This window comes from Microbacterium sp. GbtcB4, assembly GCF_019091465.1.
In the GTDB taxonomy this organism is placed as follows: Bacteria; Actinomycetota; Actinomycetes; order Actinomycetales; family Microbacteriaceae; genus Microbacterium; species Microbacterium paraoxydans.
This window is the reverse complement of record NZ_JAGXJJ010000011.1, coordinates 1-22,682: the sequence shown is the minus strand read 5'-3', so window position 1 is coordinate 22,682 and position 22,682 is coordinate 1. Positions and strand designations below refer to the sequence as shown.

Here is a 22,682-nt window from a genome sequence, read left to right as displayed (position 1 = left end):
TCGTCGGCCGTCCGTCAGCCGTTGTTCACGGTGGGGACGTGTGGCTCCGGCTGATGACGGAGCCACAGCGTCGACAGCGCGGGCAGCGTGATCGAGGCGGTGGGGGCGCCGGCGTCCGCCGACTCGGCGATCACCATTCCGAGATTGCCCGAGCCCCGCCCACCGTAGGCGTCAGCATCCGAGTTCAGGATCTCCTGCCACACGCCTTCGCGCGGGAGCCCGAGACGGTACCCGGTGCGCTCCACTCCGGCGAAGTTGCTGACGACGACGAGACGGCCGCCGTGCGCGTCCCGCCGTTCGAAGGCGATCACGGACGGGTCCCAGCTCGGTGCGCCGAGTCGCGTGAATCCGGAGCCGTCGTTGTCACGCTCCCAGAGCGGAGCCTGCGACCGGTACACCGCGTTCATCGCGGCGACGAAGTCTTGCAGCTGGGCGTGGGAGGGCTGGTCGCGGAGCCACCAGTCCAGTTCACGCCCTTCGGACCACTCCGCGAGCTGTCCGAACTCCTGTCCCATGAACAGCAGCTTCTTGCCCGGATGTCCCCACATGTAGGCGAGGTAGGCGCGGACGTTCGCGAGCTTGTGCCAGTGGTCGCCCGGCATCTTCGACAACAGGCTGCCTTTGCCGTGCACGACCTCGTCGTGACTGATCGGCAGGACGTAGTTCTCGCCGAACGCGTAGACGAACGAGAACGTCATCTCGCCCTCGTGGTGCGCCCGGTACATCGGGTCTCTGCCGATGTACTGCAGCGAGTCGTTCATCCAGCCCATGTTCCACTTGAAACCGAATCCGAGGCCGGCATGATCCGTCGGCGCTGTGACGCCGGGGAAGCTCGTGGACTCCTCGGCGATCATGAGGATCCCGGGGTGCAGCCGGTAGGCCGTGGCGTTGACCTCCTGGAGGAAGCGGATCGCCTCGAGGTTCTCGCGTCCGCCGTGGATGTTCGGCTCCCACTCACCCTCGCGGCGCGAGTAGTCGAGGTAGAGCATCGAAGCCACGGCGTCGACGCGCAGACCGTCGACGTGGAACTCCTCGAGCCAGTACAGCGCGTTCGCGACGAGGAACCCCCGGACCTCGGGTCGGCCGTAGTCGAAGATGAGCGTGCCCCAGTCTTGGTGCTCGCCGCGCCGAGGGTCGGGGTGCTCGTAGAGGGGCTGACCGTCGAACCGGGCCAGGGCGAAGTCGTCCTTGGGGAAGTGCCCCGGCACCCAGTCCATGATGACGCCGATGCCGGCCTGGTGCAGGCGGTCGATGAGGTACCGCAGGTCGTCGGGGGAGCCGTACCGGCTCGTCGGAGCGTAGTAGCCGCTGACCTGGTAACCCCACGATCCGCCGAACGGATGCTCGGCGAGCGGCATGAACTCGACGTGCGTGAACCCGGTCTCCTGCACATGCGCGATCAGCGGATCGGCCAGCTCGCGATAACCCAGGCCCCCGCGCCAGGAGCCGACGTGCACCTCGTACACGGACAGCGGCTGCGCGACGGCGTGGGTCGCGGCACGCCGGGTCATCCACGCGCCGTCCTCCCAGACGTAGGACGACGCGGTGACGACCGACGCGGTCTCCGGGGGCACCTGTGCCGCCAGAGCCATCGGGTCCGCTTTGAGGACCCAGGCGCCGCTCCGCGTACGGATCTGGTACTTGTACCGGGTGCCGACGGGGAGGTCAGGGACGAAGAGCTCCCAGACGCCGCTGGCCCCGAGCGAGCGCATGGCGTGGCTCTCGCCGTTCCAACCGTTGTGGTCGCCCACGACCCGGACGGCCGACGCATCGGGAGCCCACACCGCGAAGGACACACCCTGCTCGTCGCCCTGGGTGCGGGGATGGGCACCCAGCGCCTCCCACAGTCGCTCGTGCCGACCCTCGGCGATGAGGTGCAGGTCGAGGTCGCCCAGCGTCGGTGCATGCCGGTACGGGTCACCGGAGACGGTCTCCTCCTCGCCGCGGTAGCGCGTCGCGATGCGATACGGGAGCGGCGGTCCGGGGTGCGTGCCCTCCCAGACGCCGTGCGCGACGTGGGACAGGGTGAGCCTGCTCCCGTCTCCGAAGACGGCCTCGACGGTCTCGGCGAGCGGCCGGCGGGCGCGGACGGCGGTGACCGTACGGCCGGCGGCGTCCTTGGCGGGGTGTGCACCGAGCAGGGAGTGCGGGTCGTGATGCTGACCGGCAGCGACCGCTTCCCATTCGGCGTCGGCGGTGTCCTCGATGCGGCTCATGCGCGCTCCCTCACCTTCAGGATGTGGACGGGCTCGGCGAAGGCGTCGAGCCGGACGTAGTTGTGGTCGCTCCAGGTCCAGACGCTGCCGGTCAGCAGATCCTCCACCTCGAAGGTCTCACCCAGGGGAACCCCCCAACGCGTGGTGTCGAGGTGGACCGTGGTCTCGCGCACCGAGTGCGGGTCGACGTTCGCCACGACGATGAGGGTGTCCGGCCTGCCGGTGCCGGTGAAGGCAGCGTCGAGGTGTTTGCTGAACACGAGGACGGCGTCGTCGTCGCTCCAGTGCAGTTCGAGGTTGCGGAGCTGCCGCAGCGCCGGATGCGCCGCACGGATCTCGTTCAGTCGCCGGAGCAGCGGAGCCAGGGACTCCCCGCGTTCCTCGGCCCCCGCCCAGTCCCGGAGCTTGTACTCGTACTTCTCGTTGTCGATGTTCTCCTCGGAACCCGGACGGGCCACGTTCTCGATGAGCTCGTAACCGGCGTAGACGCCGTACACGGGCCCGGCCGTCGCGGCGATGCAGGCACGGATGCGATACGCCGCGCGACCACCGAACTGGAGGTACTCGGTGAGGATGTCGTGCGTGTTCACGAAGAGGTTCGGACGCATGTAGTCGGCCGTCTCGTGGGAGATCGAGGTGAGGAACTCCTCCAGCTCGGGCTTGGTGTTGCGCCAGGTGAAATAGCTGTAGCTCTGCTGGAAGCCCACCGCGGCCAACGCACGCATCACGGCGGGTCGGGTGAACGCCTCGGCGAGGAAGATGACGTCGGGATCCGTCTCGTTGACCGTCGCGATCAGCCACTCCCAGAACTGCAGCGGCTTGGTGTGCGGGTTGTCCACGCGGAAGATCCGGACGCCTTCGCCCACCCAGTGCCGGACGATCCGGAGCATCTCGGCGGCGATGCCTTCCGGATCGTTGTCGAAGTTCAGCGGGTAGATGTCCTGGTACTTCTTGGGCGGGTTCTCCGCGTAGGCGATGCTCCCGTCCGGCAGGGTCGTGAACCATTCCGGGTGGTCGCGTACCCATGGGTGGTCGGGGGAGGCCTGCAGGGCGAGGTCCAGGGCGACCTCCAGTCCTTCCTTCCGCGCGGCGCGCACGAATGCGCGGAAGTCCTGCGGGGTGCCGAGGTCGGGATGGATCGCGTCGTGTCCTCCCTCCGCCGCTCCGATCGCGTACGGCGAGCCCGGGTCACCCGCTTCGGCGACGAGGGTGTTGTTGCGACCCTTGCGGTTGGTCGTGCCGATGGGGTGCACCGGGACGAGGTAGATCACCTCGAATCCCATCCGGGCGACCTCGGGCAGCCGCTTCGCGGCGGTGCGGAACGTCCCGCTGCGGACCGTGCCGTCCTTGAGGCGACGGGCACCCTCGGAGCGTGGGAAGAACTCGTACCAGGAGCCGACACCCGCACGGGTGCGCTCGACGCGGAGGACCTGCTCCGCGGAGGCGGAGCGCAGGGTCGTGACCGGACGGTCGCGGAAGATCGCCGCGAGTTCGGGGTCGACGGCCGAAGCAGCGGTCGTGGCGGCGTCACCTCTCCGGAGCTCCTCGGCACGGGCGCGCAGCCGCGTGCGCTGCGCCGCGGGGCGGTCCTTCTCTCCGGCGGCGCGCTGCAGGAGCTCGGCGCCCAGGGCGGCCATCACCTCGACATCGACTCCCGCGGCGATCTTGAGGTGCGCGGCATGAGCCCAGGTGGCGAAGTCGTCCGAGAATCCCTCGAAGCGGTACCGCCAGACGCCCTCCGCGTCGAGCGCGATCTCGGCTTCCCAGCGGTCGGTGCCGTCCGCGAGGGCGGTCAGCCGGTGCAGGCTCTCCTCGCCGGTCGGAGACGTCAGTCGTACATGCACGCCGATGAGATCGTGCCCTTCCCGGAATGCCACGACGCGGAAGGGGACGACCTCGCCAGCGAAGGCCTTGGCCGGGAACCCGCCGGGGACCGCAGGGGTACCGTCGAGCAAGGGGATACGGGTCGTCCGCAGAGCTCCGGGGAGATCCGCGTCGGCGGCGCGCGTCGGGATCTGAACGGGGCTCCGTAGAGCCGTGGGTCGGGTTCCAGCACGTGCAGTCACATGCCGAATCTACCGCTCGGGCCTGTCGGAACCTACCGCTCGACCCCGGCGGCGAACCGTGCTATCACTCCACCCGGAACAGGCGCATCGAGGTGCCGGGGATCGGCAGGACATCGCCAGGCGCGAACGTCTCCTCGGCCTCCGACGGGCGCTCGTCGGCGCTCGACCAGAGGGAGACGAACCGCGTGGCGTCATCGATCTCCTCCGGCAGCCGGACATCGATCGGCGCCTCCGTCCCGTGCACGATCAGCAGGATGCGGTTGGCGGCTTCCTTGTCCGGCGTGGACGCGGCGACGTACTGCAGGGTGCGGTTGCCGGGATCCGTCCACTGGTTCGGCTCCATGGTCGCGCCGTCCTGGTCGTACCAGTCCATGACCGACGCGTTCGGGATGTGCTCGCCGAGGCGCGCGTACCGGCTCGGACGCAGTGCGGGGTTCTCCTGCCGCAGCCGCACCAGGCGCGCGACGTGAGCCCGGAGGTCTTCCTGCCAGGGCTCGAACTCCCAGGTCAGCCATGACAGCTGCGAGTCCTGCGCGTAGGCGTTGTTGTTGCCGCGCTGGCTACGCCCCACCTCGTCCCCGGCGGTGAGCATCGGGATGCCGGCCGAGAGGAGGAGGGTGCCGAGCAGGTTGCGCATGGCCTTGCGCCGCGCGGTGAGGATCGCGGGATCGTCGGTCGGTCCCTCGACGCCGTGGTTGAAGGACCGGTTGAGGTCGGCGCCGTCGCGGTTGTGCTCGCCGTTGGCCTCGTTGTGCTTGACGTCGTACGAGACGAGGTCGTGCAGCGTGAACCCGTCGTGCGCCGTGACGAAGTTGATGCTCGCGAGCGGCCCGCGCTCCTCGCTGAAGGTGTTCGACGATCCGGCGAGGCGGGTGGCGAAGCCGCCGATCCCCACCGGTGCCGAGGCCCGCCGCGCGTAGTCGATGTCGCTCAGCCAGAAGTTGCGCACCCGGTCGCGGTACCGGTCGTTCCACTCGTGCCACCCGGCGGGGAAGTTGCCCGTCTGCCAGCCGCCCAGTCCGACGTCCCAGGGTTCCGCGATGAGCTTGGTCTCCGCGAGGACGGGGTCGGCGGCGATCGCCTGCAGAAGCGGATGATCCGGAGTGTAGGCGTGAGCGCCGTCGCGCGCGATCGCCGTCGCCAGGTCGAAGCGGAAGCCGTCGATCTGCATCTCCTCGGCCCAATACCGGAGCGAGTCCAGCACCAGTCGTGCGCCCGCGTCGGTGGCCGTGTTGAGCGTGTTGCCGCATCCCGTGGTGTCGATGTAGACGCCCGCGTCGTCCTGCCGGTAGTACCGCGCGTTGTCGATACCGCGGAGACTGGAGCGCGGTCCGCCGATACCTTCTTCCGACGTGTGGTTGTAGACCACGTCGAGGATCACCTCGAGCCCGGCCTCGTGCAGCAGCCTGACCATGCCCTTGAACTCGGCGATGATCGCCTCGGGTCCCCGCTTCCGGGCGTCCTCCGTCGCGTAGGCGGCGTGCGGTGTGAAGAAGTTGAGCGTGTTGTAGCCCCAGTAGTTCGTCAGCCCTCGCTCCAGCAGCCGCGGTTCCGGGACGAAGGCGTGGACGGGGAGCAGCTCCACCGACGTCACCCCCAGCGTGCGGAGGTACGCGATCATGGCCGGATGCGCGAGGCCCGCGTAGGTGCCGTGCAGCGCGGGCGGGATGTCGGGGTGCCGCTTGGTCAGTCCCTTCAAGTGGCCCTCGTAGATGACGGTGCGGTCCGCCGGGACGCGCGGCTTGGTCGAATCGCCCCAGTCGAAGCCGTCCTCGATGACCACGGCTCGCCATTCCTGGTAGCCGTGTCCCTGGGCGAGGCCCCGCGCGTACGGATCGAGGAGCAGCGTCTCCGGGTTGAACGTGTTGCCGGGGCCGTGCGGACCCTCGACGCGGAGTGCGTAGCGGACTCCGGGCTGCAGCAACGGCGTCGTCACCTCCCAGACGCCTCCGGGCCGCCGTTCGAGCGGCGCCTGGTCGACGACCCAGTCGAGGTCCGTCGCGTCGAAGACGACGAGCTCGACCGCGGAGGCGTTCTGCGACCAGACCCGCAGCGTGCCGACGCGGTCGTGCAGCCGGACGCCGAGGTTGTCGAGGATCGCCCCACCGGGCACGACGGAGTCGGGGGACGAAGACATGGATACACCCTAAACGTGTTGCATTTCAGTCTCATGACAGGACGCACCCGGTCTCACCCGCAGAGGGACCGGCCGGGGCGTGGATCGGGGAGAATCGAAGCATGCGGCACTATCTCGACCACGCGGCGACGACGCCGCTGCGCCCGGAGGCCAGGGACGCGTGGCTGGAGGCGTCGGCCATCATCGGCAACGCGTCATCGACGCATGGAGCCGGGCAGGACGCGCGCCGGGTGCTGGAGGAGTCACGGGAGCGGATCGCCGCGGTCCTCGGGGCCGACCCGATCGAGGTCGTGCTCACCTCCGGTGGGACGGAGTCCATCAACCTCGCCCTCCAGGGACTATGGCACTCGCGTGGTCCGGGGACGACGGCCGTCGTGGTGCCGGACGGCGAGCATCACGCGACGATGGACACGATCGCAGCCCTGGTGCCCGACGGGGCCGAGGTGCGCGCTGTTCCGCTGTCTCCGCAGGCGCGGATCGACGAGGGCCGCTTCGCAGCGGCCCTTCCCGGGGCAGCGTTCGCGACGGCGCTCGTGGCGAACAACGAGACCGGGACCATCAACGACGCGCCCGCCCTCGCCGCTGCGGCCGCGGATGCCGAAGTCCCGCTGCACCTCGACGCGGTCGCCGCGCTCGGACACCTGCCGCTGTCGTTCCGCGACTTGCGGGGCCGCGCCGACGACGCTGTGGGCCTCGTGGCGCTCAGCATCGCCGGCCACAAGGTCGGCGCACCGGTCGGAGTCGGGGCGCTGGTGGTGGCGCGGTCAGCCCGGCTGACACCACTTCTGAGGGGCGGCGGCCAGCAGCGGGGTCTGCGCGCGGGCACCCAGGACGTGCCGGGAGCGGCGGCGCTGGCGACAGCGCTCGAACTCGCCGAGCGTGAGCGGGCCGCCGAGAGCGTCCGGGTGGGCGAGCTGCGCGACCGCCTGATCGAGGGCATCCGTGCGCGGGTGCCGGCCGCCGAGCTCCTGGGCGACCCCGACCACCGCCTCCCCGGCACGGCTCATCTGCTCTTCCCCGGCGCAGTGGGGGAGAGCCTGCTGTTCCTGCTGGACATGGCCGGCGTCTCGGCCTCCACGGGCTCCGCGTGTCAGGCGGGGGTCGCCGAGCCCTCGCACGTCGTGATGGCGATGGGGCGAAGTGAGGCGGACGCTCGGAGCGTGCTGCGTTTCTCCCTCGGGCGCACATCGACCGATCCCGATGTGGACGCGGTGCTGGCGGTGATCGGCGAGGCCTACGCACGGGCATCCGGGGCCCGTGCAGCCGAGCGCTCGTAGACTGGACCCATGCGAATCCTTGCGGCCATGAGCGGTGGTGTGGACTCCGCTGTCGCGGCCGCCCGGGCCGTCGAGGCGGGGCACGATGTGGTCGGCGTGCACCTCGCGCTCTCCCGCGCCGGGGGGACCCTGCGCACCGGCAGCCGCGGCTGCTGCACGATCGAGGACGCCCTCGACGCGCGTCGCGCCGCCGACCTCCTCGGCATCCCTTTCTATGTGTGGGACTTCTCGGAGCGGTTCCGCGACGACGTGATCGACGACTTCGTCGCCGAGTACCGTGCGGGTCGGACGCCGAACCCGTGCATGCGGTGCAACGAGAAGATCAAGTTCGCCGCCCTGCTGGAGCGCGCCCTGGAACTCGGCTTCGACGCCGTGTGCACGGGACACTACGCGACCCTCGTCGACGGCGCGGAGGGTCTCGAACTGCACCGGGCATCGGACAACGCGAAGGACCAGTCCTACGTGCTCGGCGTCCTGACGGCCGACCAACTCGCACACACTTACTTCCCGCTTGGCACCACGCCGTCGAAGGCGCTCGTGCGGGCGGAGGCCGAGGCGCGTGGTCTCAGCGTCGCGCAGAAGCCGGACAGCCACGACATCTGCTTCATCCCGGATGGGGACACCCGGGGCTGGCTGGCCGAGAAGGTCGGCACCGCCACCGGCGAGATCGTCGACCGCTCCGGTGCCGTCGTCGGCGCGCACGAGGGCGCTCATGCGTTCACGGTCGGTCAGCGGCGCGGACTCAAGCTCGGCGTCCCGGCGGCTGACGGCAAGCCGCGCTTCGTGCTCGAGGTGCGCCCCGTGTCGAACACGGTGGTCGTCGGCCCGAAGGAGGCCCTGGCGATCGCCGAGATCTCCGGGGAGCGTTTCAGCTGGGCCGGCGCTGCGCCGACCGCGTCGGTGTTCGCGTGCGACGTGCAGATCCGCGCGCATGCCGAGCCGGTACCCGCCACGGCCACCGTGACGACGGAGGGCGTCCGCGTCGTTCCCGATTCTCCGCTCGACGGTGTCGCCCCCGGGCAGACCGCCGTGCTCTACATCGGCACGCGCGTTCTCGGGCAGTTCACGATCGATTCCACCGTGTCCGCGGTACCCGTCGGCGTCTGATCCGGGCGGATGTCGGTCGCCGCTCCTAGACTGACGGAGTGCCGGAGAACATCTCACTGGAAGACGCCCGCAGCGAGGCGGAGGAGCTGACGACCCGCATCCTCGAGGCGAAGGACGCGTATTACGGGCGCGACACGTCGCTCGTCGACGATGCCACGTACGACGGCTGGATGCGGCGCCTGGAAGAGCTTGAGCGCCTGCACCCCGAGCTCCAGGGACAGGACTCGCCGACGCAGATGGTCGGCGCGGCCGAGGCGACGGGGCTCGCGACCATCGAGCACGCCGAGCGCATGCTCAGCCTCGACAACGTCTTCTCGATCGAGGAGCTGCGCGAGTGGGCGCAGAAGACGCGCGCCGCCGCCGGGCGTGACGTCGACTGGTTGACCGAGCTCAAGATCGACGGCCTCGCGATCAACCTGCGGTACGAGGACGGCGTGCTGACGTCGGCCGCGACCCGTGGCGACGGGCGTGTCGGCGAGATCGTCACCGAGAATGCGCTCCGCCTCCCGGAGATCCCGGAACGGCTCGCCGGGGAGGGGCACCCGCCGATCGTCGAGGTGCGCGGAGAGGTCTTCATCCCCGTCGCCGCGTTCGAGCGGCTGAACGCGGCGCAGGCGGTGTTCCGAGATCGGGCGTACGCGGACGCCCTTGCGCGCTGGGAGGCCAGGGGAGGCGCGAAGAAGCCGTTCGACGAGGAGAAGGCGCGCACCGCGGCGGCACGGCGCTTCCCGGCCTTCGCGAATCCCCGCAACGCGGCCAGCGGCGGCCTGCGTCAGCAGATCGACAAGAAGGACGGCCTGGAGCTGGAAGCGGGGCTGCTGCGCATCGAGTCGCTCGCGCTGTACGTGCACGGCATCGGTGCCTGGACGAACCCGCCGGTCGCGGCCCAGAGCCAGGTCTACGAGCTGCTGGCCGCCTGGGGGCTGCCGACGAGTCCGCACACGAAGGTGTGCCGCAGCATCGACGACGTGGTCGCCTTCGTCGAGTACTACGGCGAGCACCGGCACGACATCGAGCACGAGCTCGACGGCATCGTGGTCAAGGTCGACGAGCTCGACCTGCATGACGAGCTGGGAGCGACGAGCCGGGCGCCCCGGTGGGCGATCGCCTACAAGTACCCGCCGGAGGAGGTGCAGACGAAGCTGCTCGACATCGTCGTCTCCGTCGGTCGCACCGGTCGCGCGACGCCCTTCGCGGTGATGGCGCCGGCTCACGTCGCCGGATCCGTGGTCCGTCAGGCCACGCTCCACAACAAGGACGTGGTGAAGGCGAAGGGCGTTCTCATCGGCGACACCGTGGTGCTGCGCAAGGCTGGCGACGTGATCCCCGAAGTGCTCGGCCCGGTGGTCGAGAAGCGGGACGGGACCGAGAGGGAGTTCGTCATGCCCGTCGATTGCCCCGAGTGCGGCACGCCGCTGCGCGCCATGAAGGAAGGGGACATCGATCTCCGGTGCCCGAACGCCCGGTCGTGCCCCGCCCAGGTGCGCGGACGTGTCGAGCACATCGGCTCGCGGGGAGCCCTCGATGTCGAGGCCCTGGGCGAGGTGACGGCGGCGGCCCTGACCCAACCCACGAGTCCGGCGGAGCCTCCACTGGTCACGGAGGCGGGCCTGTTCGCCCTGACCTTGGAGCAGCTCGTGCCGATCGAGGTCGTCGTGCGCGATGCGGAGACGGGTCTGCCGCGCGAGGACGAGGACGGCCTCGTGAAGACCCGCGCGCCGTTCCGACGCAACCCGACCGCGGCCGAGAAGAAGTCGGGTCTGGAGGGCCCGCAGCCGTCTTCCCAGGCGCTGACACTGCTGGCGGAGCTGGAGAAGGCGAAGACCAAAGACCTCTGGCGGCTCCTCGTCGCGCTGAACATCCGGCACGTCGGACCGGTCGCGGCGCGGGCGCTCGCGCAGTGGTTCGGGTCGCTGGATGCGATCCGTGCCGCGTCGCGCGAGGAGCTGGCGGCGGTCGAGGGCGTGGGCGGCATCATCGCCGACTCCCTGCGCGCCTGGTTCGAGGTCGACTGGCACCAGGAGATCGTCCGCCAGTGGGCGGACGCGGGCGTGCAGTGGGCGACGCCGGGGCACCCCGGTCCCGGAGCAGCGGTCGCGGCCGGGGGAGTGCTGGAGGGTCTCACCGTGGTGGCGACGGGATCTCTCGACGGGTACACCCGCGAGGGGGCGCAGGAGGCGATCATCAAGGCCGGCGGAAAGGCCGCCTCGAGTGTGTCCAAGAAGACGGACTTCGTGGCCGCGGGGCCGGGAGCGGGCTCCAAGCTCGCGAAGGCGGAGGAGCTCGGCGTCCGCATCCTCGACGCCGCACAGTTCCATGTGCTGGTCACCGAGGGTCCAGCGGCGCTGGACTGAGGATCAGGCGCTTTCCGGCGCTGCCGTGGTGGGAGCGAGGAACTGCCGCAGCCGTGGGGAGTCCGCGAACCCCAGCTCCTGATAGAGCCCGACGGCCGCCTCGCTCGAGTGCACGGTGATCCGTTCGGCGCCGACGGAGACCGCGTGGGCGCAGGCCGCGGCGACGAGGCCGCGGCCCGCTCCTTGTCCCCGATGCCCGGGAAGGACGAAGACGCTCTGGATGTCCGCGGAGAGGCGGTGCGGAGCGCCCGGCCGCGGCACGCGCGGTACGAGGGCGACCCAGGCCGCGCCGACGATGTGGTCGTCGTCATCGCCCCGCGCGACGAAGGCCACGTGGGTGCGGTCGTGGGCCCGCCACCAGGCGCCCAGCTCGGCGGTGAAGGCGTCGAGCGATCGACCGGCCGTCAGGTCCGCGGGCACGTCCTCCCACTTGAGCTGGGCGAGCGCGGCGAGATCCTCCCTGCCGGCGCGGTCGATGCGCATCGTCGGTCCGCTCAGGCCTTGTGGCGGGGCTTCCGGAAGGGCTTCTCCTCGCGGTCGCGGTCGCGGTCGCGGGGCGCCGGGCGATCGTCGCGGTCGCGCCGATCGGTCCGGTCGTAGCGGGCCGGCCGGCCGCGGCCCTCGCCGTCGCGCGAGGACGAGCCGCGCCGTGCGCCGGGACCGCGGTCAGGGGCGATCTCGATCAGCCGTCCCGAGATGCGGGTGTCGCGCAGCTTGTCGAGGACGGCGGGGTCGAGGTTCGCCGGGAGCTCGACGATCGAGAAGTCGGGACGGATGTTGATCGCGCCGAAGTCGTCGCGGCCCAGACCGCCCTCGTTCGCGAGCGCGCCCACGATCTGCCGCGGCTCGACGCGGTGCCGCCGACCCACCTCGATGCGGTACGGGGTGTAGTCGCCGCGGCTGCGACGCTCCCGGGGTTCCCGGGGCTCCCGCGTCTGCCGCTCGCGCGGCGGGCGGTTGTCCGCGGCGACCGCCTGCGACAGGGCGTCGTCTGCGGGGTCGAGGAGCAGCGGGGTGGAGCCCTGGGCGACCACGGCGAGAGCGGCCGCGACGTCGCCCTCCGGCACGTCGTGATGCCGCACGTAGTGGGCGATGATGTCGCGGAACGCGTCGATGCGCGACGTCTCCGACAGTGCAGTCGTGATGGCGTCGTCGAAGCGCGCGAGCCTCGTCGTGTTCACGTCCTCGGTGCTCGGCAGCTGCATCTGCGTGGGCTGCTGCCGCGTCGCCTTCTCGATGTGCTTGAGCAGGTAGCGCTCCCGCGGGGTGATGAAGCTGATCGCGTCGCCCGTCCGCCCGGCCCGCCCGGTCCGTCCGATGCGGTGCACGTACGACTCGGTGTCGGTGGGGATGTCGAAGTTGACGACGTGACTGATGCGCTCGACGTCGAGTCCGCGGGCGGCGACGTCCGTCGCGACGAGGATGTCGAGCTTCCCGTCCTTGAGCTGGTTCACGCTGCGCTCGCGCTGCACCTGCGGCACGTCGCCGTTGATCGCGGCGGCGGAGTACCCGCGGGCGCGGAGCTTCTCGGCCAGGGTCTCGGTCTCGTTCTTCGTGCGGACGAAGACGATCATGCCGTCGAAGTTCTCCACCTCGAGGATGCGGGTCAGCGCGTCCACCTTCTGCGCATACGAGACGACGAGGTAGCGCTGGGTGATGTTCGTGTTGGTCGCGGTCTTGGACTTGACCGTGATCTCCTCCGGGTCGCGGAGGTACTGCTGCGCGAGACGGCGGATCTGCGCGGGCATCGTGGCGGAGAACAGGGCGACCTGCTTCTCCTCGGGGGTCTGAGCGAGGATCTGCTCGACGTCCTCCGCGAAGCCCATCTTCAGCATCTCGTCCGCCTCGTCGAGGACGAGGTACTGCAGCTCCGAGAGGTCGAGGGTGCCCTTGGCCAGGTGGTCCATGATGCGGCCGGGGGTGCCGACCACGACGTGCACGCCGCGGCGGAGCGCGGAGAGCTGGACACCGTATCCCTGACCGCCGTAGACGGGCAGCACGTGCACGCCCTTCATGCGGGAGGCGTACGACTCGAACGCCTCGCAGACCTGCAGCGCGAGCTCACGGGTCGGGGCGAGGACGAGGGCCTGCGGCGTCTTCTGCGCGATGTCGAGCCGCTCCAGCACGGGCAGGGCGAAGGCGGCGGTCTTGCCGGTTCCGGTCTGCGCCATGCCGACCACGTCGCGGCCGGCAAGCAGCGTCGGGATGGTCGCGGCCTGGATGGGCGAGGGGGTCTCGTAGCCGAGATCCTTGATGGCCTTGAGGACCGGCCCGGTGATGCCGAGGTCCTCGAATCCGGGGGTGGCAGGGGACTCGTCGGGGGCGTCGGCGGGGGTCACTTCTTCAGGGGTCACTTCCCAAGGGTAGCGCGCCAGGCCCCCCGCTTCCTGTGGGGTCGGCTCAGACCCCCGACGTGAGGGCGAGCAGCTTCTCCTTCACCTGCCGGCGGAGCACCTTCCCGATCAGGGACTTCGGCAGCTCGTCGACGACGAAGACGCGGCGCGGCACCTTGTACGGGGTGAGGATGCTGCGGGCGTACTCGCGGATCGCCTCCACGTCGACATCGGCGCCGGGGTCGACGACGATTGCCGCGACGACCTCCTCGCCCGAGTGGTCGCTGGGCAGTCCGACGACCGCGGCGTCCGCGACCGACGGATGCTGGCGCAGCGCGTTCTCCACCTCGGTCGGGGCGACGTTGAAGCCGCCGGTGATGATGAGCTCCTTGATGCGGTCGACGATGCGCACGAATCCGGCGTCGTCGATCGTGACGATGTCGCCGGTCCGGTACCAGCCGTCGACGAACACGGCCTCGGTCTCCTCCGGCTTGCCGTAGTACCCGGAGAAGACCTGGGGGCCGCGCACGACGAGTTCGCCGGCGGAACCGGCCGGGACGTCCTCGGTGGGGTTCTCCGGATCGACGACGCGGCACTCCGTCCCGGGGAGCGGGAGCCCCACCGTGCCGGGGACGCGGTTGTCGGCCACCGGGTTCGCCATGAGCACGGGCGAGCACTCGCTCAGACCGTAGCCCTCGACAAGGTAGCCGTGCGTGGCGGCCTCGAACGGGACGACGAGCTCGTGCGGCAGGGCCATGGCTCCGGAGATCGCGACCTCGATGCCCTCGAGCGAGACGCCCTTGGCGTTGGCGGCCGCGAGCAGCCGGTCGGCGATGGGCGGCACGAGCGGCAGGAAGGTCGCGGGGTGCTTCTTGACCACGTCCAGCACGAGATCGGGATCGAACTTCGGGAACAGCACCAGACGTGCCCCCATCGACATGGCGAAGGTGAGGCAGAGCGTCAGGCCGTAGGCGTGGAACATGGGCAACACGGCGTACACGACGCAGCCCTTGCCGCGCTGGATGGACGGGACCCACGCCTGGGACTGGGCCGCGTTGGCGAGGAGGTTGCGGTGCGTGAGGGCGGCGCCCTTCGGCGTGCCGGTGGTCCCGGACGTGTACTGGATGATCGCCAGGTCGTCCGTGCCCGGCTGCGGATGCGAGGCGGGGATCGGGGCACCGGCGAGTACCGACTCCCAGAGGACGGTGCCGCGGACGCGCTCGGTCAGTGCGGCCCGCGACTCCCTCGCCTTCGCGACCGGCAGCCGGAGGGCGAAGCGGGTGAGGGCCGGCATGGCCCGCGTAACGTCGACCGAGATGAGTGTGGAGACGGCGAGGTCGCTCGGGAACTCCTGCACCGTCGCGACGACCTTGTTCCAGACGATCGCGTGCTTGGCGCCGTGGTCCTCGAACTGCTTGCGCAGCTCGCGAGGGGTGTAGAGCGGGTTGTGCTCGACCACGACCGCACCGAGACGCAGCACGGCGTAGAACGCGATGATGTGCTGCGGACAGTTCGGCAGGACGATGGCGACGGGATCGCCCGCACGGACGCCGAGATCCCGGAGCCCCGCGGCGGCGCGATCGATCGCCCCCTGCAGCTGTGCGTAGGTGGTCTCCCTGCCGAAGAACTGCAGAGCCGGGGCATCGGGGTAGTCGCGGGCCGAGGCGGCGACGATGTCCACGAGGGAGCCGCTGACGGGGGCGAGGTCCTCCGGAACGCCGTCGGCGTAGCTGGCGATCCACGGGCGAGGGGGCTGGAACGTGCTCACGCGCCCAGCTTAGGCGGGCCGCGCCGCGCCGAGCGGCGGGCGGCTCGCCAACTAGACTGGGGGCGTGTCTGAAATCACCCCTGATCTTGTGCGCCATCTCGGCGTGCTCGCGCGCATCCAGCTGAACGACGACGAGGTGACGCGGCTCACGGGCCAGCTCGACGCCATCGTCGACAACATCGCCAAGGTGTCCGAGGTCGCGACCGCTGATGTCGCCGCGACCAGCCACCCGATCCCGCTGAGCAACGTGTTCCGTCCCGACGTGGTCGGCGAGACGCTCACGCACGAGCAGGTGCTGCAGAACGCCCCGGACCAGGCCGACGGCCGGTTCCGCGTCACCGCGATCCTGGGAGAAGAGCAGTGAGCGACATCATCCGGCTGACCGCGGCGGAGCTCGCCGACAAGCTCGCGGCGCGGGAGCTCTCCAGCGTCGAGGCCACGCAGGCGCACCTCGACCGGATCGCACAGGTCGACGGCGACGTCCATGCGTTCCTGCACGTCAACGAGCACGCGCTCGACGCGGCGGCCGACATCGACGCCCGTCGCGCCGCGGGGGAGGACCTCGGGCCGATCGCCGGTGTCCCGCTCGCGATCAAGGACGTGCTCGTCACGACCGATCAGCCGACCACGAGCGGCTCGCGGATCCTCGAGGGGTACCGCTCGCCCTACGACGCGACGGTCGTGGCCCGCTCCCGTGCCGCCGGCCTCATCGCGCTCGGCAAGACGAACATGGACGAGTTCGCGATGGGCTCGTCGACGGAGCACTCCGCCTACGGCCCGACCCGCAACCCCTGGGACCTCGACCGGATCCCCGGCGGCTCGGGTGGGGGCTCCGCCGCCGCCGTCGCCGCCTTCGAGGCCCCGCTCGCCCTCGGTTCCGACACCGGCGGATCGATCCGTCAGCCTGCGCACGTGACCGGTACGGTCGGCGTGAAGCCGACCTACGGCGGCGTCAGCCGCTACGGCGCGATCGCGCTGGCGTCGAGCCTCGACCAGGTCGGCCCGGTCACCCGCACGGTGCTCGATGCCGGTCTGCTGCACGACGCGATCGGCGGCCACGACCCGAAGGACTCCACGTCGCTCGACGAGCAGTGGCCGTCCTTCGCCGCGGCGGCACGCGAGGGTGCGCGCGGGGACGGCCTCAAGGGCCTCCGTGTCGGCGTCATCCGAGAGCTTCCCGACAGCGGCTTCCAGCCGGGGGTTGCGGCTTCGTTCCGCAGCGCCCTGGCCCTGCTGGAGGCGCAGGGTGCGGAGATCGTCGAGATCGGTGCACCGCACTTCGAGTACGGCGTCGCCGCCTACTACCTGATCCTCCCGGCCGAGGCCTCGAGCAACCTGGCCAAGTTCGACTCGGTCCGCTTCGGTCTCCGGGTCACCCCGGCGGGCAACCCGACGGTGGAGGACGTGATGTCCGCCACGCGCGACGCCGGTTTCGGCGATGAGGTCAAGCGCCGCATCATCCTCGGCACCTACGCGCTGTCGGCCGGATACTACGACGCGTACTACGGCAGCGCGCAGAAGGTCCGCACGCTGATCCAGCAGGACTTCGCCGCGGCCTTCGCCGATGTCGACGTCATCGCCACGCCGTCGGCCCCGACCACGGCCTTCAAGCTCGGCGAGAAGATCGACGACCCGCTGCAGATGTACCTGAACGACATCACCACGATCCCGGCGAACCTCGCCGGTGTCCCCGGCATCTCGATCCCGAGCGGTCTCTCGGATGACGACGGGCTGCCCGTCGGCATCCAGTTCCTCGCGCCGGCGCGAGAGGACGCCCGCCTCTACCGGGTGGGCGCCGCCCTCGAGACGCTGCTCGTGGACTCCTGGGGCGCGCCGCTGCTGTCCCGTGCCCCCCAGCTGGAAGGAGGCGCGCGCTGATGGCCGCCGCCAAGCTCATGGACTTCGACAAGGCGCTCGAGCTGTTCGAGCCGGTCCTCGGATTCGAGGTGCACGTCGAGCTCAACACGAACACGAAGATGTTCTCCGACGCGCCCAACCCTGCGAACGAGGCGTACCACGCGGCGGAGCCGAACACCCTGATCGCGCCGGTGGACCTGGGCCTGCCCGGCGCGCTGCCGGTCGTCAACGAGACGGCCATCCGCTCGTCGATCAGCCTCGGCCTCGCGCTCGGCTGCTCGATCGCCGAGTCCAGCCGGTTCGCCCGGAAGAACTATTTCTACCCTGACCTCGGCAAGAACTATCAGATCTCCCAGTACGACGAGCCGATCGCCTTCGAGGGCTCGGTCGAGGTGGAGCTCGAGGACGGCACGATGGTGACGATCCCCATCGAGCGCGCGCACATGGAGGAGGACGCCGGCAAGCTCACGCACATGGGCGGCTCGACCGGTCGCATCCAGGGGGCGGAGTATTCGCTCGTCGACTACAACCGCGCCGGCGTCCCGCTCGTCGAGATCGTGACGAAGACGATCTTCGGCACCGAGCACCGGGCCCCCGAGGTCGCCAAGGCCTACGTCGCCGCGATCCGCGACATCGTCCGCGGACTCGGGATCTCCGAGGCTCGCCTCGAGCGCGGCAACCTGCGCTGCGACGCGAACGTCTCGCTGCGCCCTCGCGGTGCCGAGAAGCTCGGCACGCGCACCGAGACGAAGAACGTCAACTCGATGCGGTCGGTCGAGCGTGCGGTGCGCTACGAGATCCAGCGGCAGGCGCAGATCCTCGCCGACGGCGGCACCATCATCCAGGAGACGCGGCACTGGCATGAGGACACCGGGACCACCTCTCCCGGCCGTCCGAAGTCGGACGCCGACGACTACCGGTACTTCCCGGAGCCCGATCTGCTTCCGGTCCAGCCTCCCCGCGAGCTGATCGAGGAGCTGCGTGCGGCGCTGCCCGAGCAGCCCGTCGCTCGCCGTCGTCGGCTCATGGACGAGTGGGGCTTCACCCCGCTGGAGTTCCAGGACGTGCGCAACGGCGGCCTGCTCGACGTCGTCGAGGCCACGATCGCCGCCGGGGCCACGCCGGCCGCGGCACGGAAGTGGTGGACGGGGGAGATCACCCGCCTCGCCAACGCGCAGGAGAAGGATGCGGTCGACCTCGTCAGTCCGGAGAACGTCGCGGCGCTGCAGCAGCTCGTCGACGCCGGGACGCTGACCGACAAGCTCGCACGCCAGGTGCTGGAGGGCGTGATCGCCGGCGAGGGCACGCCGCAGGAGGTCGTCGACGCGCGCGGTCTCACCGTCGTCTCGGACGACGGTGCGCTCATCGCGGCGATCGACGAGGCCCTCGCCGCACAGCCCGATGTGATGGCCAAGATCCAGGACGGCAAGGTCCAGGCCGCAGGTGCGATCATCGGTGCGGTCATGAAGGCCATGAAGGGCCAGGCCGACGCCGCCCGCGTCCGCGAACTCATCCTCGAGCGCGCCGCGCAGTGATTCGTCCCCCTGGGCCTCGATGTCGGAGGCCCAGGGGACAATGGGTTCATGGGACACGGTGATGGCAGAGGCCGCATGGTGTCCTCGGCCGACGCCGACGATACGGGAACGCGCATCCTCCACGTCGACATGGACGCGTTCTATGCTGCCGTCGAAGTGCTGGACGACCCGAGTCTCCGCGGACTGCCGCTGATCATCGGGTCACCGGACGGGCGCTCCGTGGTCTCCAGCGCCTCCTACGAGGCACGGCGCTACGGCGTGCGCTCCGCGATGCCCGTGTCGCAGGCCGTGCGGCTGTGCCCGACGGCACGTATCGTCCCGCCGCACTTCCACCGGTACCAAGAGGTGTCGCGGCAGGTGATGGCGATCTTCGAGTCGTTCACGCCGCTCGTGGAGCCGCTGTCGGTGGACGAGGCGTTCCTCGACGTGCAGGGTGTGCGCCGGCTCTGGGGGAGCCCCGCCCGGATTGCGGCCCAGATCCGTGACCGCGTCCTCGCCGAGGTCGGCATCACGTGCAGCGTCGGCGTGGCCGCGACCAAGCACGTGGCGAAGATGGCGTCGACCATGGCCAAGCCGGACGGGATGCTCGTGGTCGCGGAACACGACACCCTCGCCTTCCTCGCGCCGCGCCCCGTGCGAGCGCTGTGGGGCGTGGGGCCGAAGGCGGCGGAGGCCCTGGAGGGCCGGGGTCTGCGCTCGATCGGCGACCTCCGCACCGCATCGCCCGAGATGCTGGACCGCGCCGTGGGGCCGGCGCTGAGTGCCCGCCTGGCGCAGCTGGCGCGGGGGGAGGACGCCCGCGCGGTGGACACCGAGCGCGTGGAGAAGAGCATCGGCCACGAGGAGACCTTCGACCACGACGTCACGGACCGGGCGTTCCTCCGCGCCGAGCTGCTCCGGCTGGCCGATCGCGTGGGCGCGCGCCTGCGCCGGGCCGGGTGGGAGACCTCCACGGTCGCGATCAAGATCCGCTTCGACGACTTCCGCACCGTCACCCGCTCGCAGACGCTGGCGGAGCCGACCGCCGTCGGCCAGCGCATCGGCGAGGCCGCGCAGGGCCTGTTCGCGCTCATCGAGCGTCGTGATCCCATCCGCCTCGTGGGAGTCCGTGCCGAGAACCTCCGGCCCGCGGGAGGCAGCGCGCTGGCGCTGTGGGACGAGGACGAGGACTGGCGCAAGGTCGAAGGGGCCGTCGACGAGGCCATGGCGCGGTTCGGTTCGGCGACGATCAGCAGGGCGCGCCACATCGGACGGGGCGAGGGGCGGGGCTCCGCGCGGCATCCGAAGGACCACGGCGTCGATTGAGCGCCCGTGGAAGGCCACTGTCGGCTACCGTGGGAACATGCCGAACATTGCACTGGAACTCGGGAATCAGGTCGCGTCCTTCGGCGTGAAGAGCGCGTACGGGGAACCGCAGGAGATCGACGGCGTCACCGTCACTCCGGTGGCGTTCACCTACGCGGGCTTCGGCGGAGCCAGCGGTGACGGCGGAGAAGGCGGTGGAGGTGGTGGCGTCTCGGTGCCGGTCGGCGTCTACGTCCGGCGCGAGGAGGGGCTGCGCTTCGAGCCGAACATCGTGACGCTGCTCGTCGTGGCCGTGCCCTTCGTCTGGGTCGCCGGTCGGGCTCTCACGCGCATCATCCGTGCCCTCAAGAAGTGATGATGCGGTTGCAGCGGCGCTCTCGCACGCGGCGACGCTGATCGCGGAGGACGTCCGCGCCCTCGCGGCGTCCAATCCCGTCGTGCTGATCGACGGGGGGAGCGGTGCAGGCAAGACCTCTCTGGCCGCGCGCGTGGCGCGAGCCTGGCCGGTCACCGGACGCGTGCAGGTCATCGCCCTGGACTCCCTCTACCCGGGCTGGGACGGGCTCGATGACGGGGCGGAACGCGCGCTCGATGGCATCCTCCGCCCGCACGGACGCGGACTCCTCGGGACCTGGCGTCGATGGGATTGGGACCGCGGCGAGGAGGCGGAGACCCACGCCGTCGATCCGGCCATCGGCGTCATCGTCGAGGGCAGCGGGATCCTGCGGCCCTCGACCGCACGCCTGGCCGACGTCCGGATCTGGGTGGAGTCCGGCGAGTCGTCGCGGAAGGCCCGTGCGCTGGCGCGGGATGGGGACACCTACCGCCCGCACTGGGACCGGTGGGCGGCGCAGGAGCGCCGTCACCTCGAGCGAGACCGTCCGAGGGAACTCGCCACTCGCGTGATCGAGGTCCCCTGATTCCGCTCAGCGGAGGGCATCGGCGTCGCTCTCGTCGACGGCCTCGATGAGCAGCTCGAGACGGTATCCCAGCCAGTCATACACCGCCTGACCGTCACCGCCGACGTCGGGTTCGTCGTCGGTGATCCCGAGCCGCGTGGCGATGACGAGCCGGATGGCGGTGAGGGTGCGGAGCCACGCGTCCACGTCCTCGCGGCGTACGACGACGTCGCGGGGAACACGGGCACCCTCATCGGTCACCTCGGCGTCGGGGTCGAACACCTGCAGCGCCGTGCGCATCACCCGCGCATCGTGGAGCCGGCGGTCGAGGAGATCCGCGCGGGTGGCCGACGCGAAGGCGGCCGAAGCCTCGTCATCTTCCGGGTAGGCGTTCGGGGTCAGCCGCGCCACCCCGGGGTCGCCGCCTTCGGAATCCCGGAGCAGGTCCATGAAGTCATCGACGAGCCGACCCAGGTGCATGCCTTCGATCGTGGCGACCGAGACGGTGATCGGTGGGGTGTTCATGCGGCCTTCCTGACGGTGGCCCAGAGCCCGTAGTCGTGCATCGCCTGTGCGTGCACCTCCATGGTCTCGCGGGGTCCGGTGGCGACGATCGCGTGTCCGTCGTGGTGGACGGCGAGCATGAGACGGGTGGCATGCTCGCGGGTGTAGCCGAAGTACGTGCGGAAGACGCGGACGACGTAGCTCATTAGATTCACCGGATCGTTCCACACGACGACCTCCCAGGGCTCCAGGGGCGCAGCGGAGAGATCGGTGGCCTCATCGATCTCGGGAAGAGCAGTCGACATGATCACGCCCACCCGAGCTCGTGCAGCTGCGCGTCATCGATGCCGTGGAAGTGCGCGATCTCGTGGACGAGGGTCGTGTGGATCTCGTCGCGGAGTTCGTCGATGTCCTCGCACTGGGCGAGGTGCGGTTCCCGGTAGACGATGATGCGGTCGGGCAGCTCACCCATCCCATACTGCGTGCGCTCCGGCAACGCGAGGCCGTCGTACAGGCCGAGGAGATCCAGGCTCCCGTCCTCGGGACGATCCTCCACCACGAAGACGACGTTTTCGAGCTGCTCGACCATCTCATCGGGCAGCTGGTCGAGCTCGTCGATCACGAGGGCCTCGAAGGCCGCGGCGTCCATATCCATCCCCTCCAGCCTACGGGGACGGCGCCGGGTTCCTCAGTGCAGGAGGACGAGCAGGGCCGCGACGCCGATGAAGAGGCTTCCGAACACGGTGTTGAGGATCCGCTGGCCGCGCGGAGAGCGGGTGAGGCGCCGGAAGGGGCGCGCCGCCGTGGCGAAGAACCCCCACATCACCAGGACGTCGACGACCACGACGGTGGCGACGAGAGCCAGATACTGGGGGAGCGGAGGCTGGTCCAGCCGGATGAACTGCGGGATGAACGCGAGGAAGAAGACGATCGCCTTGGGATTCAGCAGGTTGACCCAGAACCCGCGGCGCATCATCGACCAGTGGCTCTCCCGGGCATCCACGGGATCCGGCGCGTCATCGAGCGCGGGAGCGGGGCGGGTCAGGATCAACCGGATGCCGAGGTACACCAGATAGGCGGCGCCGGCGTATCGGATGAGGTTGAACAGGACGTCCGAGCGCGAGACGAGGAGCCCGACACCGGCAGCCACGATCACGACATGCACGATGAGCGCGATCTGCTGGCCGATGATTCCCCAGATCGAGCGCTTCCAGCCCTGCGTGAGGGAGTTGGACATCGTGTTGATCGCGCCGGCCCCCGGCGTGAAGCTGATCACCACGGATGCGGTGAGAAGAGAGAACCAGACCGCCAGTGACACCAGGAC

Annotated in this window: 19 protein-coding genes; 9 read left to right on the top strand and 10 right to left on the bottom strand. The window is 70.3% G+C overall.

Going from position 1 to position 22,682, the window contains the following annotated elements; translation table 11 throughout:
- Positions 1 to 14: 14 nt before the first annotated feature.
- The 3 genes from glgB to glgX all read right to left on the bottom strand — a co-directional run bounded on the left by glgB (position 15) and on the right by glgX (position 6,419).
- A complete protein-coding gene (glgB, locus tag KVS71_RS15915) occupies positions 15 to 2,216 on the bottom strand; it encodes a 1,4-alpha-glucan branching protein GlgB (RefSeq protein WP_217585004.1) in 2,202 nt (733 codons plus the stop codon).
- Positions 2,213 to 4,282, bottom strand: coding sequence for an alpha-1,4-glucan--maltose-1-phosphate maltosyltransferase (locus tag KVS71_RS15910; protein WP_217585003.1), 2,070 nt, complete (start codon positions 4,280 to 4,282; stop codon positions 2,213 to 2,215). Before KVS71_RS15910 ends, glgB begins: the two co-directional genes overlap by 4 nt.
- A gap of 64 nt (positions 4,283 to 4,346) precedes the next feature.
- Positions 4,347 to 6,419 carry a glycogen debranching protein GlgX gene (glgX, locus tag KVS71_RS15905; protein WP_083370854.1) on the bottom strand — a complete coding sequence of 691 codons (2,073 nt, stop codon included), beginning with the start codon at positions 6,417 to 6,419 and terminating at the stop codon, positions 4,347 to 4,349.
- Between the two features lie 101 nt (positions 6,420 to 6,520).
- On the opposite strand from glgX, the gene KVS71_RS15900 reads away from it, so the two are divergent.
- From KVS71_RS15900 to ligA, 3 genes are read left to right on the top strand one after another with little or no spacing between them, the layout of a single operon-like run.
- The gene (locus KVS71_RS15900; RefSeq protein WP_217585002.1) at positions 6,521 to 7,696 is read left to right on the top strand and encodes a cysteine desulfurase family protein; all 1,176 of its coding nucleotides are present in this window, start codon (positions 6,521 to 6,523) and stop codon (positions 7,694 to 7,696) included.
- 9 nt (positions 7,697 to 7,705) lie between these two features.
- The gene (gene mnmA, locus KVS71_RS15895; protein ID WP_082750179.1) at positions 7,706 to 8,803 is read left to right on the top strand and encodes a tRNA 2-thiouridine(34) synthase MnmA; all 1,098 of its coding nucleotides are present in this window, start codon (positions 7,706 to 7,708) and stop codon (positions 8,801 to 8,803) included.
- 38 nt (positions 8,804 to 8,841) lie between these two features.
- The gene (gene ligA / locus KVS71_RS15890; protein WP_217585001.1) at positions 8,842 to 11,157 is read left to right on the top strand and encodes an NAD-dependent DNA ligase LigA; all 2,316 of its coding nucleotides are present in this window, start codon (positions 8,842 to 8,844) and stop codon (positions 11,155 to 11,157) included.
- A gap of 3 nt (positions 11,158 to 11,160) precedes the next feature.
- Here the strand turns inward: ligA and KVS71_RS15885 are convergent, their stop codons facing one another.
- From KVS71_RS15885 to KVS71_RS15875, 3 genes are all read right to left on the bottom strand, one after another.
- On the bottom strand, positions 11,161 to 11,640 hold the full coding sequence (locus KVS71_RS15885; protein WP_060923553.1) for a GNAT family N-acetyltransferase: 480 nt from the start codon (positions 11,638 to 11,640) through the stop codon (positions 11,161 to 11,163).
- Between the two features lie 11 nt (positions 11,641 to 11,651).
- Entirely contained in the window at positions 11,652 to 13,496 is a 1,845-nt protein-coding gene (locus KVS71_RS15880) for a DEAD/DEAH box helicase (RefSeq protein ID WP_083370856.1), read from the bottom strand.
- Between the two features lie 61 nt (positions 13,497 to 13,557).
- Positions 13,558 to 15,258 (bottom strand): long-chain-fatty-acid--CoA ligase, encoded by a 1,701-nt coding sequence (locus KVS71_RS15875; protein ID WP_217585000.1) that lies wholly within the window; start codon positions 15,256 to 15,258, stop codon positions 13,558 to 13,560.
- Positions 15,259 to 15,322: 64 nt separating this feature from the next.
- Here KVS71_RS15875 and gatC point away from each other — a divergent pair, with 64 nt between their 5' ends.
- Genes gatC through KVS71_RS15845 form a run of 6 tightly spaced genes read left to right on the top strand, consistent with a single transcriptional unit; the run spans position 15,323 to position 20,875 of the window.
- Positions 15,323 to 15,622 (top strand): Asp-tRNA(Asn)/Glu-tRNA(Gln) amidotransferase subunit GatC, encoded by a 300-nt coding sequence (gene gatC / locus KVS71_RS15870; RefSeq protein ID WP_025103377.1) that lies wholly within the window; start codon positions 15,323 to 15,325, stop codon positions 15,620 to 15,622.
- On the top strand, positions 15,619 to 17,136 hold the full coding sequence (gatA, locus tag KVS71_RS15865; RefSeq protein WP_060922765.1) for an Asp-tRNA(Asn)/Glu-tRNA(Gln) amidotransferase subunit GatA: 1,518 nt from the start codon (positions 15,619 to 15,621) through the stop codon (positions 17,134 to 17,136). The genes gatC and gatA overlap by 4 nt, the downstream gene beginning before the upstream one ends.
- Positions 17,136 to 18,650, top strand: a complete 1,515-nt coding sequence (gene gatB / locus KVS71_RS15860) for an Asp-tRNA(Asn)/Glu-tRNA(Gln) amidotransferase subunit GatB (RefSeq protein ID WP_217584999.1) — start codon at positions 17,136 to 17,138, stop codon at positions 18,648 to 18,650. Before gatA ends, gatB begins: the two co-directional genes overlap by 1 nt.
- 48 nt (positions 18,651 to 18,698) lie before the next feature.
- Positions 18,699 to 19,955, top strand: a complete 1,257-nt coding sequence (locus tag KVS71_RS15855) for a DNA polymerase IV (RefSeq protein ID WP_144881053.1) — start codon at positions 18,699 to 18,701, stop codon at positions 19,953 to 19,955.
- A gap of 37 nt (positions 19,956 to 19,992) precedes the next feature.
- A complete protein-coding gene (locus KVS71_RS15850; RefSeq protein WP_060922768.1) occupies positions 19,993 to 20,310 on the top strand; it encodes a hypothetical protein in 318 nt (105 codons plus the stop codon).
- Complete coding sequence (locus tag KVS71_RS15845) at positions 20,294 to 20,875, top strand: hypothetical protein (protein ID WP_217584998.1); 582 nt, start codon at positions 20,294 to 20,296, stop codon at positions 20,873 to 20,875. The genes KVS71_RS15850 and KVS71_RS15845 overlap by 17 nt, the downstream gene beginning before the upstream one ends.
- Positions 20,876 to 20,881: 6 nt before the next feature.
- Here KVS71_RS15845 and KVS71_RS15840 read toward each other — a convergent pair whose 3' ends face one another.
- From KVS71_RS15840 to KVS71_RS15825, 4 genes are read right to left on the bottom strand one after another with little or no spacing between them, the layout of a single operon-like run.
- A complete protein-coding gene (locus KVS71_RS15840; protein ID WP_144881054.1) occupies positions 20,882 to 21,379 on the bottom strand; it encodes a DUF2017 family protein in 498 nt (165 codons plus the stop codon).
- Positions 21,376 to 21,663, bottom strand: coding sequence for an ATP-dependent Clp protease adapter ClpS (clpS, locus tag KVS71_RS15835; protein WP_062635203.1), 288 nt, complete (start codon positions 21,661 to 21,663; stop codon positions 21,376 to 21,378). The genes KVS71_RS15840 and clpS overlap by 4 nt, the downstream gene beginning before the upstream one ends.
- Positions 21,664 to 21,665: 2 nt before the next feature.
- The gene (locus KVS71_RS15830; protein WP_105949793.1) at positions 21,666 to 22,013 is read right to left on the bottom strand and encodes a metallopeptidase family protein; all 348 of its coding nucleotides are present in this window, start codon (positions 22,011 to 22,013) and stop codon (positions 21,666 to 21,668) included.
- A 33-nt stretch (positions 22,014 to 22,046) separates the two neighbouring features.
- Entirely contained in the window at positions 22,047 to 22,676 is a 630-nt protein-coding gene (locus KVS71_RS15825) for a LysE family transporter (protein WP_060922772.1), read from the bottom strand.
- Positions 22,677 to 22,682 lie beyond the last annotated feature (6 nt).